14 protein-coding genes are annotated in these 11328 nt (G+C 65.3%); 6 read left to right on the top strand and 8 right to left on the bottom strand.

Annotation, left to right across the window (positions count from 1 at the left end; genetic code table 11):
- Positions 1-61 precede the first annotated feature (61 nt).
- The gene (locus FGD77_RS08830; RefSeq protein ID WP_255008623.1) at positions 62-670 is read left to right on the top strand and encodes a DUF1285 domain-containing protein; all 609 of its coding nucleotides are present in this window, start codon (positions 62-64) and stop codon (positions 668-670) included.
- A 127-nt stretch (positions 671-797) separates the two neighbouring features.
- A complete protein-coding gene (locus FGD77_RS08825; RefSeq protein WP_255008612.1) occupies positions 798-2195 on the top strand; it encodes an aspartate aminotransferase family protein in 1398 nt (465 codons plus the stop codon).
- 235 nt (positions 2196-2430) lie between these two features.
- On the opposite strand, the gene FGD77_RS08820 is transcribed toward FGD77_RS08825, so the two are convergent.
- The 4 genes from FGD77_RS08820 to FGD77_RS08805 all read right to left on the bottom strand — a co-directional run bounded on the left by FGD77_RS08820 (position 2431) and on the right by FGD77_RS08805 (position 4929).
- Complete coding sequence (locus FGD77_RS08820; protein ID WP_255008610.1) at positions 2431-3036, bottom strand: hypothetical protein; 606 nt, start codon at positions 3034-3036, stop codon at positions 2431-2433.
- Positions 3037-3069: 33 nt separating this feature from the next.
- Positions 3070-3207, bottom strand: a complete 138-nt coding sequence (locus FGD77_RS08815; protein ID WP_255008608.1) for an aa3-type cytochrome c oxidase subunit IV — start codon at positions 3205-3207, stop codon at positions 3070-3072.
- Between the two features lie 199 nt (positions 3208-3406).
- Complete coding sequence (locus tag FGD77_RS08810) at positions 3407-3865, bottom strand: DUF6173 family protein (protein WP_255008606.1); 459 nt, start codon at positions 3863-3865, stop codon at positions 3407-3409.
- Entirely contained in the window at positions 3862-4929 is a 1068-nt protein-coding gene (locus FGD77_RS08805) for an MBL fold metallo-hydrolase (RefSeq protein ID WP_255008604.1), read from the bottom strand. The genes FGD77_RS08810 and FGD77_RS08805 overlap by 4 nt, the downstream gene beginning before the upstream one ends.
- 102 nt (positions 4930-5031) lie before the next feature.
- Here FGD77_RS08805 and FGD77_RS08800 point away from each other — a divergent pair, with 102 nt between their 5' ends.
- The gene (locus FGD77_RS08800) at positions 5032-5958 is read left to right on the top strand and encodes an L-threonylcarbamoyladenylate synthase (RefSeq protein ID WP_255014155.1); all 927 of its coding nucleotides are present in this window, start codon (positions 5032-5034) and stop codon (positions 5956-5958) included.
- A 54-nt stretch (positions 5959-6012) separates the two neighbouring features.
- On the opposite strand, the gene FGD77_RS08795 is transcribed toward FGD77_RS08800, so the two are convergent.
- The gene (locus FGD77_RS08795) at positions 6013-6603 is read right to left on the bottom strand and encodes a YqgE/AlgH family protein (RefSeq protein WP_255008602.1); all 591 of its coding nucleotides are present in this window, start codon (positions 6601-6603) and stop codon (positions 6013-6015) included.
- Between the two features lie 107 nt (positions 6604-6710).
- Here FGD77_RS08795 and FGD77_RS08790 point away from each other — a divergent pair, with 107 nt between their 5' ends.
- The gene (locus FGD77_RS08790) at positions 6711-7523 is read left to right on the top strand and encodes a protein-disulfide reductase DsbD domain-containing protein (RefSeq protein ID WP_255008599.1); all 813 of its coding nucleotides are present in this window, start codon (positions 6711-6713) and stop codon (positions 7521-7523) included.
- 181 nt (positions 7524-7704) lie between these two features.
- Here FGD77_RS08790 and moaB read toward each other — a convergent pair whose 3' ends face one another.
- From moaB to FGD77_RS08775, 3 genes are read right to left on the bottom strand one after another with little or no spacing between them, the layout of a single operon-like run.
- Complete coding sequence (gene moaB, locus FGD77_RS08785) at positions 7705-8247, bottom strand: molybdenum cofactor biosynthesis protein B (protein WP_255008597.1); 543 nt, start codon at positions 8245-8247, stop codon at positions 7705-7707.
- 3 nt (positions 8248-8250) lie between these two features.
- Entirely contained in the window at positions 8251-8868 is a 618-nt protein-coding gene (locus tag FGD77_RS08780) for a LysE family translocator (RefSeq protein WP_255008595.1), read from the bottom strand.
- The gene (locus tag FGD77_RS08775; RefSeq protein WP_255008593.1) at positions 8865-9644 is read right to left on the bottom strand and encodes a uracil-DNA glycosylase family protein; all 780 of its coding nucleotides are present in this window, start codon (positions 9642-9644) and stop codon (positions 8865-8867) included. The genes FGD77_RS08780 and FGD77_RS08775 overlap by 4 nt, the downstream gene beginning before the upstream one ends.
- 172 nt (positions 9645-9816) lie before the next feature.
- Here FGD77_RS08775 and FGD77_RS08770 point away from each other — a divergent pair, with 172 nt between their 5' ends.
- Together FGD77_RS08770 and FGD77_RS08765 are read left to right on the top strand one after the other, a co-directional pair.
- The gene (locus FGD77_RS08770; RefSeq protein WP_255008590.1) at positions 9817-10773 is read left to right on the top strand and encodes an aspartate carbamoyltransferase catalytic subunit; all 957 of its coding nucleotides are present in this window, start codon (positions 9817-9819) and stop codon (positions 10771-10773) included.
- Positions 10770-11324 carry a hypothetical protein gene (locus FGD77_RS08765; protein ID WP_255008588.1) on the top strand — a complete coding sequence of 185 codons (555 nt, stop codon included), beginning with the start codon at positions 10770-10772 and terminating at the stop codon, positions 11322-11324. The genes FGD77_RS08770 and FGD77_RS08765 overlap by 4 nt, the downstream gene beginning before the upstream one ends.
- The last annotated feature ends 4 nt before the right edge of the window (positions 11325-11328 follow it).

The following is an 11328-nucleotide window of genomic DNA, read 5'->3' as shown; positions in this document are numbered from 1 at the left end:
CTCCGGCTTGGGCTATATCATCGAACTGAGTGTATAGCGCAGCGCGGAAATGGCAAAAGCAATGAGCGAAAACAAGATCACGACAGCGTCACCCCCCCCCTCTGCAGCCCCCTCCGCAGAAGGCATCGCCGCTGCCGTCAAGGCCGCACAAAAGGGCCGCGGCCTGCCCCCGGTCGACACATGGAACCCCGAGTTCTGCGGCGATCTGGATATGCGCATCGCGCGGGACGGCACGTGGTTCTACCTAGGCACGCCCATCGGGCGGCCGGAACTGGTGCGGCTTTTCTCGACGATCCTGCGCAAGGACGGCGATGATTACGTCCTCGTCACGCCTGTCGAAAAGGTCGGCATCACCGTTGACGACGCCCCCTTTGTCGCCGTCGATTTCGAGGTGGATGGCACAGGCACGGATCAGCGCCTGACCTTCCTGACCAATGTCGGTGACAGCACGATCGCAGGCCCGGACGCTCCGATTCGCGTGGAGCGCGACCCCGAAACAGGCGAACCATCGCCCTACGTTCTGGTCCGCGCCAATCTGGAAGCGCTGATCGACCGCAAGAGCTTTTACCGTCTGGTCGAGATCGGCGCGCATCACGAGGGCTGGTTCGGCCTGTGGTCGGACGGGATGTTCTTTGGCCTCATCCCATCGGCGGAACTGCCCCAAGGCTGACATCTGGTCTGATGCATGGCCACCGTTTGGACCTATCGCCAAAGCCCGTCCTCGGATGTTATACTGACCAGCATATGCCCTTCCCCGGCGCTGTCGCTGCCGGGCCGCAACACGATGGAGGTTCGTCATGGACGGCAAGTTTCTGGATAACGATATCGAAAAGGTCGTCGCAGCCGACCGCGCCCATGTTTGGCATCACCTGAGCCAACACAAACCCTACGAGACGTCGGACCCCCGCGTTATCGTCGAAGGCAAAGGCATGCGCGTCTGGGACCAGAACGGCAAGGAGCATCTGGATGGTGTCTCCGGCGGCGTCTGGACCGTCAATGTCGGCTACGGGCGCGAACGGATCGCCAACGCGGTGCGCGACCAGCTGATCAAGCTGAACTATTTCGCAGGCTCCGCCGGGTCGATCCCCGGCGCGATGTTCTCGGAGCGTCTGATCGAGAAGATGCCCGGCCTCACCCGCGTCTACCACACCAACTCCGGGTCCGAGGCGAATGAAAAGGCGTTCAAGATGGTCCGCCAGATCGCGCACAAGCGCCATGGCGGCAAAAAGCACAAGATCCTCTACCGCGAGCGCGACTATCACGGCACCACTATCGCCTGCCTGTCGGCCGGCGGCCAGCCCGAGCGTAACGCGCAATACGGTCCTTTCACCCCCGGCTTCGTCGAAGTGCCGCACTGCCTCGAATACCGCGCGCACGACCAAGGCTGGGGGGATCTGAGCGGCGAGGCTTACGGGCTGGCCGCCGCCAACGCCATCGAAGAGGTCATCCTGCGCGAAGGCCCCGACACCGTCGGCGCCATCTGCCTCGAGCCGGTGACGGCAGGCGGCGGCGTGATCGTCCCGCCCGAAGGCTACTGGCCCCGCGTGCAGGAAATCTGCCGCAAATACGATATCCTGCTGCATATCGACGAGGTCGTCTGCGGCCTCGGGCGCACTGGCACATGGTTCGGCTATCAGCATTACGGGATCGAGCCGGACTTCGTGACCATGGCCAAGGGCGTCGCCTCCGGCTACGCCGCCATCGCCTGCTGCGTCACCTCCGAAAGGGTCTTTGACATGTTCAAGGACGATGCGAGCGATCCGATGAACTACTTCCGCGACATCTCCACCTTCGGCGGCTGCACGGCCGGCCCGGCGGCGGCGCTGGAGAACATGGATATCATCGAAGAAGAAGGCCTTCTGGAAAACACGGTCAAGATGGGCGACTACATGCTGGACCAGCTGCGCGCCCTCAAGGACAAGCACGAAGTCATCGGCGATGTGCGCGGCAAGGGCCTGTTCCTCGGCGCCGAGCTGGTCAAGGACCGCAGCACGAAGGAGCCGATGGACGAAAAATCCGTCGCCGCCGTCACCGGCGACTGCATGGCGCAGGGCGTCATCATCGGCATGACCAACCGCTCTCTGCCGGGGTTCAACAACACGCTGTGCTACTCACCCGCGCTGATCGCCACCAAGGACGACATTGACGAACTGATCACAGCCACAGACAAGGGCCTGACCAAGGTCTTCGGTTGAAACACTCCGCATCCGCCGCCCAACCAAGGCGCGGCGGATGGCCCTCGGGCGAATACGCCCCACTTTCATCGTTCCTGAAAATACTCACGCGCGGCGCGCTCCCGCCCGCGCAGCCTGCACCGGCATAAGCCATTCCGCGTCACCCGCCCACGCGCCAGTCCCGAGGCCCGCAGGGGCCGAGACATACCGCATGCGCCCCGCGCATTCCGCCGGATAACTGAAACGTCAGGCCCGGTCAGACCTTGGACGGATCCCACTGGGCCAGCACCTTGGAATTGTCGTCGCCATCATATTCATAGAGCACCTGCTCCCTGACGCCCGGCAACGCGCCAAATTCGGCGGCCAGCGTCTTGGGGCGCCATGTTTGGCTGATCTTGCCGGGGAACAATTGCGCCAGAATACCCGACGTACTGCGCGCGCAGTACGCCTGCGGCACGGCGCCATATCCAAGGGCCAGTTGCATTGCCCGTTCAGCCACGTCCGGCGTCACGTCCAATTCCTGAATCTGCACATGAAAGGTCTTGCGCGCATGAAACCGGGTATAGACATCGGCGACCGGGGGCGTCACGCCAAAGATCACGTCGTTGCGCTCGGGAATCGTCTCATGTTTGAACGATCCCGCGGGATCCCAGATCACCCGCTGCTGGCCATTGATCATCAGCGACGTATGTGCCCCCGTCCCCGTCTTGTTGTTCAGCATTGTGAACAGCGTCAGACGCGGCGGCCCGTCATGGCGGTAGGCTGCGCGCTCAACCGCCTCGTCCGTGGCCCAGACACCCGGCGGCGCGGCGCAACCGGCAAGCGCAAGGATGCCGCAGAGGGCCAGTATGAAAAAGCGCATCTGGCCCCTCCGTCGCGCCGCAAGGCGGGCAGTTCAGGCGTTGACCAGCGCCATGAAGATCAGAACGCAGATTGAAACGATGGCGACGCGCACGACCCATTTCATAAAGCCGTCAAAGGTCTTCTCCTGGACCGCGGTATCCATCTCACCATGTTTATAGTGCTCAGCCATGTGAAGTTCCGTCCTCTGCGTGCCGAATTCCCCGGCTGGTTATAGCGTCTTGCCAGAATTCTCAATCTGGAATTATGGCGAAACAGGTGCGATGCGCAAGCGTCTCGGGCGTTTTCCGGTCAATCAGTTGCCCCGGATCGAATGCAAGACGCGATACTGTAATCTTGCAATGCTGTCACCATGAAAGCAGCACCGGGGCCTAGTCCTTGTCCAGTTCCGCCGCCAGACGAAAGCCGATCCGCTCCGGCTCGGCCTGCGCCTTGGGTTTTGCCTGGGCGCGCAGGATCACGCTCAGCTGGTTGACATGCTGCACCAGCTGCGTTTTGCCCCCCGCCGCGTCGCTGCCGTAAAAGGTGATGATGTCGGGATCGAAATATCCCATACCTTCGATTTTCAACACGCCCGCGTCGCTTCCCACGAACCCCATCGCGACCTCATGTTCGTTATCCAGCATCTTTTCAAAGTTCTGGATATACAGGATCAGCCGCTCATAGGCCCATTGCGCCGGGCTTTTCTTCTCGACCGGCTTATCAATGATGCTGTCGGGTGCATCTCTGGTCACGCTGCCACGGCTGCCATCCTTGTGCACCTCGCGGCAGCGGGGCATCAGCGCGTCCGCTTCGGCGGCCTCGGCGGTTGTCCTGATCTCGTCGCTCATGGTTCGGCTCCCACTGCTTGCCATAGCCACGCGCCATCCTCGCGCGGGCGGCGCGTCACCCGGCCCAGCTTATGCAAGTGATTGAGATGTGCAACCGCCTCGACCAATGCCAGACCATACGTGCCCGCGTCGATCCGGCGCTTGAACAGCGGCACAAAGCATTCCGCTGCCGTATACGGGTGCGTCAGATGCGCCTCCAGCCGCCGCAGCGCGCCGTGGTGGTTCTCGATCAGCTGGCGCATCCGCAGGGGCAGACCGGTAAAGGGCAGCTTGTGCCCCCCCAGCACCAGATGATCCTCGCGCGCATGGGTAGCCAGCCGGTCGCAGGCCTCCAGCCAGTCCGCCAGCGGATCGGCCTCCGGCTCGGTCGCGTAAACGCCGATATTGGGGCTGATCGAGGGCAGGATCTGATCCCCGGCGATCACCAGATTGCAGTCCCGGCTCCACAGCGTCAGATGCTCGGGCGCATGCCCACCGCCGACGCGCACGTCCCAGACGCGCCCGGCGGCTTTGACCGTGCCACCCTCCTGCAACCTCGTGTATCCCACCGGCAAGGGCGCGCAGACATCCGCGAAATTGTAAGGCCGCGCACCCTGCCGCGCCGCATATATCTCGGGGTCCATGCCGGCCCGGCGCCAATGCTCCAGCGCTTGCAGCGTGGGCCGCGCCTCCTCGTCCATGATCAGCATGCGCGCCATCAGCCACGCGGTGCGGGTGGTCAGCAGCTCTGCCCCGCAGCGCTCCATCAGCCAGCCCGCCATGCCGATATGATCGGGATGATGATGCGTCAGGATGACCCGCCGCACCGGGCGCCCGGCCAGCGGCCCGGTCAGCAGCCCCTCCCACAGGGCAATTCCCCGGCGCGACCGGATGCCGGTATCAACGATGGTCCAGCCCTCCGCATCCTCCAGCGCATAGATGTTGACATGATCCAGCGCCATCGGCAGCGGCAGCCGGATCCACAGAACGCCGGGCGCGATTTGCGTCGCCCCGCCTATCTCGGGCGGTGCCGCCCAAGGATAGCGGATGCCGCTCGGCTCTACGCCTGTCGTCACTGGCCCCATATCCAGCCTCCTTCTTGGCAATTGCAGCCCTGCGCGCTAAGCAGGGCGCGCATCCTCCCTAACCGCATTGCCCCAAGGATTCCAACGCAAGTGCACACCCGCATGCTCTCCGTCGATGAGGCCGGCATCAGCGACGCAGTATCAGCGCTGGCAAACGGCGATCTGGTCGCCATCCCGACCGAAACAGTCTACGGCCTTGCCGGCGACGCGCGCTGCGGCATGGCGGTGGCCCGCATTTTCGAGGCCAAGGGCCGCCCCAGCTTCAATCCCCTCATCGTTCATGTTCCGGATATCGCGACGGCGCGGCTATACGGTGTGTGGTCGGATATGGCCCAAACGCTGGCACAGATCCACTGGCCCGGCCCGCTGACACTGGTCCTGCCCCTGCGCGCGGATGCGGGCCTCTCGACCCTCGTCACCGCTGGACAGGACAGCGTCGCGCTGCGCGTCCCGGCCCACCCCACCGCACTGGCGCTGCTGCGTGCGTTCGGCGGCCCGCTGGCCGCGCCGTCGGCCAATCCATCAGGACAGATCAGCCCGACACGACCCCCGCATGTCGCCAGCGGCCTTGGCGGACGCATCGCCGCAATCCTGGATGGAGGGGCCTGCGGGGTCGGCGTGGAATCCACCATCATCGGCCTCACAGGCGCCCCCACCCTGCTGCGCCCCGGCGGCCTGCCCACCGAGGCGATCGAGGCCGCCATCGGCGCCCCGCTGGCCCGGCACACCGATGGCGACCCAATCACCGCGCCGGGCCAGCTTGGCTCGCATTACGCGCCCAACGCCACGATGCGGCTCAACGCCGACAGCGCAGGCCCGGATGAGGTGCTGCTTGGCTTTGGACCCACACATGGCGCCGCGCTGAACCTGTCGCCCACTGGCGATCTGACCGAGGCCGCAGCGAATCTTTTCGATCACCTGCACCAGATGGACCGCACCGCGCGCACCATTGCAGTTGCCCCGATTCCCGACCACGGCCTCGGGCGCGCCATAAACGACCGCCTGCGCCGCGCCGCCGCGCCGAGATAAGCCCGGCTCTTTCAATGTTCTGAAAATACTCTCGCCGAAGGCGAAACTGCCCTGTCAGGCCGTACCGGCCTCGGACGACAATGCCAGCGGGTCGATCCCCAGCGCCGCCAGCGCGGCGCTCCATTTGGCAGCATTGGGCGTGCGAAATATCAGCTCTGTGCTGGCGTCGCAGATCAGCCAGCCATTCTGCCCGATCTCGTCCTCCATCTGGCCCGCACCCCAGCCGGCATAGCCCAGCGCGACCAGCGCGTGGCCCGGCCCCTCACCTGCGGCCATATCCTCCAGAATATCCAGCGTCGCGGTCATGGAAAACTGTCCGTCCACCTCCAGCGTCGATATGGACGACCGGTATCCGGCCTCGTGCAGGACGAAACCGCGCCCATGCTCGACCGGGCCGCCAAAATGGATGGGCATCTGGCGCGCGCCGGGGGCGGCCTCGATATCCAGCTGCTCCAGCAGATCGCTCAGCTTCAGATCGTCGGCCAGCTTGTTCAGGACCAGTCCCATCGCGCCCTCAGGCGAATGGGCGCAGACATAGACGATGGATTGGCCGAATCGCGGATCCTCCATTCCCGGCATGGCGATCAGGATGCGGCCCGTCAGGTCCATCATCATAGGCGAGGCGGTATCTGGTGGCGTCTTCATACCCTACAGAATGGGTGCTGCCGCCGGACAAGGCAAGGGGCGCTATTGCCGCGCGTTGACCGGAATGTGAGTTGGCTTTTACCGCGCCAAGGGGCATGTCGAAGGGTATGAAACATATTCTCCTGCCCCTCATCGCCGCTCTGGGCCTTGGCGCCGGTTTGCCCGCCGCCGCGCAGACCATGGACGCTGTCACCTCCGCACGGGTGCTGCCGGGCTGGCGCATGGCCGACGGTACGCATATGGCCGCGGTCGAACTGCGCCTTGCACCGGGGTGGAAGACGTACTGGCGCGCGCCGGGCGATCTGGGCATTCCGCCGCGTTTCGACTGGCGCGGATCGCAAAACCTTGCCGGTGTCGATATCCGCTGGCCCACGCCCCGGCGTATCCAGCAGGGCGATGATGTAACCATCGGCTATCACGACATTCTGGTGCTGCCGCTGCATGTGCTGGCACAGAACGCCGACAAGGGCGTCACGCTCAGCGGTACGGTAGATCTGGGCGTGTGCCGCGATGTGTGCATGCCCCTGACGCTGAGCCTCAGCGCCGATCTGCCCGCAAAAGGCGCGCCGCGCGACGGACGCATTGCCGCCGCGCTGGCCGACCGTCCCCTGACCGCGTCCGAGGCTGGCGTGCACGCTGTCAGTTGCACCGTTTCCCCCGGCAAGGACGGCCAGTTGAACCTGCGCGCCGAGCTGACCCTGCCGCCCACCGGCGGACCCGAATCGGCGGTCATCGAGGCGGGTGATCCGAATCTGTGGATTGCGCAGCCTAAACTCAGCCGTCAGGGCGACCGCCTGATCGCCGAGACGCGGCTGGCCCATTCCGGCGGGCGGGCCTTTGCGCTGGATCGGTCAAAACTACGGCTGACCATCGTAGGCGCGCGGCAGGCGGTGGATATCAAAGGCTGCCCGGCAGGCTGATCAGGCGCGCCACCAACACCGGCATAGAGCACCAACGCAGCCGGACTCCCCGCAGCCCTTGGCGGGATGCGAACCTCGCCGTAGATGATCAGCACCGGGGGGCGATGGTGGATGGTCCTCGCTCGGACGGCGCAGGCGGCAACGGCCTAACATAGGCCTTCAAACCGAAATACCAAGCGCGTCACTTGCGGCGCTGATGCTCGTCCAGACGCGGCATGATCTCGACAAAGTTGCAGGGCCGGTGACGGTAGTCCAGTTGCAGCGCCAGGATTTCGTCCCAGGCGTCCTTGCAGGCACCGGGGCTGCCGGGCAGCGCGAACAGATAGGTGCCCATGGCGACGCCCGCCGTTGCCCGGCTCTGCACCGCGCTGGTGCCGATCTTGGCCATGCTGACATGGGTAAAGACGGTGCCGAAGGCGACGATTTCCTTTTCATAGACTTCGCGATGCGCCTCGACGGTCACATCGCGGCCCGTCAGGCCGGTTCCCCCGGTCGAGATGATCGCATCAATCGCATCATCCGCGCACCACGCGCGCAGCTGCGCCGCAATCTCCGCGCGTTCGTCCCGCACGATAGTGCGGGCCGACAGGATATGCCCCGCCCCCTCGATCCGCTGCACCAGCGTATCACCGGACCGGTCGTCGCTGGCCTGCCGCGTGTCGCTGACGGTCAGCACGGCAATGCGCACTGGGATAAACTCGCGGCTCTCATCAATACGGCTCATGGGTCAGGCCCTTTCCAGAATGGCCAGCCGCAGGGCCAGCGCAGTGAATATCCCCGCCGAGGCGATCCCGAGCCCGCGATTGAACCGCTCGGACCCGGCAACAAGGCGGCCGAGGCTGCCGGCAAAGACGCCCACGGCGCCGTTTATGACCAGCCCGCCAAATCCCAGAATGGCGCCGAACACCATGAACTGCGGCAGCAAGGCGCGCGCAGGGTCGACGAACTGCGGCAGGAAGGCCAGCACGAAGAAGATCACCTTGGGGTTGGTCAGGTTCACCACCAGACCCTCGCGGAACGCGCGGCCCGCAGACATCGGGCGCCCCTTGGCGCGCATCGGCCCGGCACGCAAGGCGCCCTGCGCCAGCCACATCAGATAGGCCACGCCGATCCATCGAATGACGTCAAAGAGCCACGGGACCGCCGCCACCAGCGCGCCAAGGCCCAGTGCGGCCAGCGTCACATGCACCAGCGATCCCAGCGAAATACCGGCGCTCGCCGCCATCGCCTCGCGCGGGCCGCCGCGCAGGCCCTGTCCAAGGCAGAACATCATGTCCGCCCCCGGCGTCAGGTTCAGCGCCAGCGCGGCAGGCACGAAGGCCAGCAGAACCCACGGATCCATCATGCCCCGCCCTCGTGCAACCGTGCCTGAACCGCCAGCAGATCCGCCCAGGCCGCGCGCTTGGCACCGGGCATGCGCAGCAGATAGGCCGGGTGCAGCATGGGCATCGCAGGCGTGCCCCACGCCTCATCCCACTGGCCGCGCAGCCGCGTGATACCCTGCTTGCCCAGCACGGTTTGGCAGGACGTGTTGCCCATCAGGATCAGTATATCGGGCTTTGCCAATGCCACATGCCGCTCCACAAAGGGACGCATCATCTCGATCTCGTCCGGCTTGGGGTCCGCGTTCTGCGGCGGGCGCCACGGCATGACGTTGGTGATATAGACGTTTTCGGCGCGGCTCAGGCCAATGGCGCCCAGCATCCGGTCCAGAAACTGCCCGGCCCGCCCGACAAAGGGGCGCCCGGCGCGATCCTCCTCGCGACCCGGTGCCTCGCCGATGATCATCACGCGTGCGCCGGGCACACCATCCGAAAACACCAGATTGCGCGCCCCGCGCTTCAGGTCGCAATGCTCATAGGCTGCCAGCGCGGCGCGCAACTCCTCCAGATCGCCTGCGCCCTCTGCCGCCTTGCGCGCTGCCGCAACAGCGCCCCCGCCCGTGGCAGCCACCGGCGCCACCTTAGCGGCAGGCCCACCCGTCAGCGCCACCACCTGCGGCGCCTTCGCCTGTACCTCATAGCGGTTGACAGGCACGTCTCCGATCGCCTCATCGGCGCCCAGTTCGACCTGCCACTCCAGCAGCGCCCGCAAGCTATGAAAATCCAATGCCGAATCCATGCGCTCAAACTACTCCGCCGCCACGCCGGGCGAAAGCAGGCAATGCGCCCGGCATCGTTCAATGTTCTTCAAATACTCATCTCGCGCCTCTGCTCTGCACATCGGCTTGCCGATTGAACGCAACCCCGCTGCATGCGATAACGCCCCCACCTGCCAAACCGGAGCCATGCCCTTGTCCTTCGACCACACCCACCTTCTGGGGATCGAGCCTCTGGCCCCCCGTGACATAACCACGATCCTCGATCTGGCGGACCAATACGCCGACCGGGGCCGCAGCGCGGCCAAGCATGGCGATGCGCTGGCGGGCCTCACCCAGATCAACATGTTCTTTGAAAACTCCACCCGCACGCAGGCCAGCTTTGAACTGGCGGGCAAGCGGCTGGGCGCTGATGTCATGTCGATGGCGATGCAGGCCAGCTCCATCAAGAAGGGCGAAACCCTGATTGATACCGCCATGACGCTGAACGCGATGCACCCCGATCTGCTGGTCGTGCGCCACCCCCATTCGGGCGCGGTGGACCTGCTGGCGCAGAAGGTGAACTGCGCCGTGCTGAACGCGGGCGACGGACGACACGAACACCCCACGCAGGCGCTGCTGGACGCGCTGACGATCCGGCGCGCCAAGGGGCGGCTGCACCGGCTGAACATCGCGATCTGCGGCGATATCGCCCACAGCCGCGTGGCGCGCAGCAACATCATCCTGCTGGGCAAGATGGAGAACCGCATCCGCCTGATCGGCCCGCCCACATTGATGCCCGCCGGCATCGGCGACTTCGGTGTCGAGGTCTATGACGATATGAAAAAGGGGCTGGAGGGCGTCGACGTCGTGATGATGCTGCGCCTTCAGCGCGAGCGGATGGACGGCGGTTTTATCCCGTCCGAGCGTGAGTATTATCACCGCTACGGGCTGGACGCCGAAAAACTGGCCCATGCGGCGCCCGACGCCATCGTCATGCATCCCGGCCCGATGAATCGCGGCGTCGAGATCGACGGCGAGCTGGCGGACGACCTGCGCCGCAGCGTGATCCAGCAGCAGGTGGAAATGGGCGTGGCCGTGCGCATGGCGGCAATGGACCTTCTGGCGCGCAACCTGCGCGCGCGCCAATCAACAAAGGCGGTAATGGCATGAGCGACAAGATCGACATCAAATCCAGCGAGACCGGCATCGTGCGCGTCTTTGCCGTGGATATCGCGACCGACGAAATCGCCGCGTTCATCGCCCGCAATGGCCGCTGGCCCCTGCGCGAGGCGTTGGGGGCCGAGACGCTGGATCCCGAACATATCCAGGTGTTTGATGCCGCCGATCTGACCGGCGTCGGTCTGCCCGCCTATCTGATCGACGGCCACGCCATCCCCGAGGACCAGATCGCGCCGCTGCGCGGTCGGCTGGACGCCCAGACCGGCACGGTGATGGTGATAACCTCCAGCGCCTTTGCCGGCACGGCGCAGGTTCTGACGCCACGCGCGCCGCTGCGTCTGATCGCCAGCTTTTCCGAGGCGCACACGCCGATCACCTTCGGCGCGCTGCCCGATGCCTCGGCCCAGCCCGGGCAGCCCGACCCCGATACGCCCGCACCGCGCAAGAAACCGTCGGATGCGGCCATGTCGGGGCGCGTGGCGATGGTGGTGCTGCTGGTCCTGGCGCTATTGGTCGTCGTGATGGTCTGGATCGCCTCGTGAGCAA

This window comes from Roseovarius sp. M141, assembly GCF_024355225.1.
Classification (GTDB): Bacteria; Pseudomonadota; Alphaproteobacteria; order Rhodobacterales; family Rhodobacteraceae; genus Roseovarius.
Note: the sequence above shows the minus strand (reverse complement) of the source record. Positions and strands in the feature narration are given on the sequence as shown.

Coding starts and splice junctions, on each gene's coding strand:
- FGD77_RS08830 (WP_255008623.1), top strand. CDS start 62: ATGAGCGAAAACAAGATCACGACAGCGTCACCCCCCCCCTCTGCAGCC.
- FGD77_RS08825 (WP_255008612.1), top strand. CDS start 798: ATGGACGGCAAGTTTCTGGATAACGATATCGAAAAGGTCGTCGCAGCC.
- FGD77_RS08820 (WP_255008610.1), bottom strand. CDS start 3,036: ATGCGCTTTTTCATACTGGCCCTCTGCGGCATCCTTGCGCTTGCCGGT.
- FGD77_RS08815 (WP_255008608.1), bottom strand. CDS start 3,207: ATGGCTGAGCACTATAAACATGGTGAGATGGATACCGCGGTCCAGGAG.
- FGD77_RS08810 (WP_255008606.1), bottom strand. CDS start 3,865: ATGAGCGACGAGATCAGGACAACCGCCGAGGCCGCCGAAGCGGACGCG.
- FGD77_RS08805 (WP_255008604.1), bottom strand. CDS start 4,929: ATGGGGCCAGTGACGACAGGCGTAGAGCCGAGCGGCATCCGCTATCCT.
- FGD77_RS08800 (WP_255014155.1), top strand. CDS start 5,032: ATGCTCTCCGTCGATGAGGCCGGCATCAGCGACGCAGTATCAGCGCTG.
- FGD77_RS08795 (WP_255008602.1), bottom strand. CDS start 6,603: ATGAAGACGCCACCAGATACCGCCTCGCCTATGATGATGGACCTGACG.
- FGD77_RS08790 (WP_255008599.1), top strand. CDS start 6,711: ATGAAACATATTCTCCTGCCCCTCATCGCCGCTCTGGGCCTTGGCGCC.
- moaB (WP_255008597.1), bottom strand. CDS start 8,247: ATGAGCCGTATTGATGAGAGCCGCGAGTTTATCCCAGTGCGCATTGCC.
- FGD77_RS08780 (WP_255008595.1), bottom strand. CDS start 8,868: ATGATGGATCCGTGGGTTCTGCTGGCCTTCGTGCCTGCCGCGCTGGCG.
- FGD77_RS08775 (WP_255008593.1), bottom strand. CDS start 9,644: ATGGATTCGGCATTGGATTTTCATAGCTTGCGGGCGCTGCTGGAGTGG.
- FGD77_RS08765 (WP_255008588.1), top strand. CDS start 10,770: ATGAGCGACAAGATCGACATCAAATCCAGCGAGACCGGCATCGTGCGC.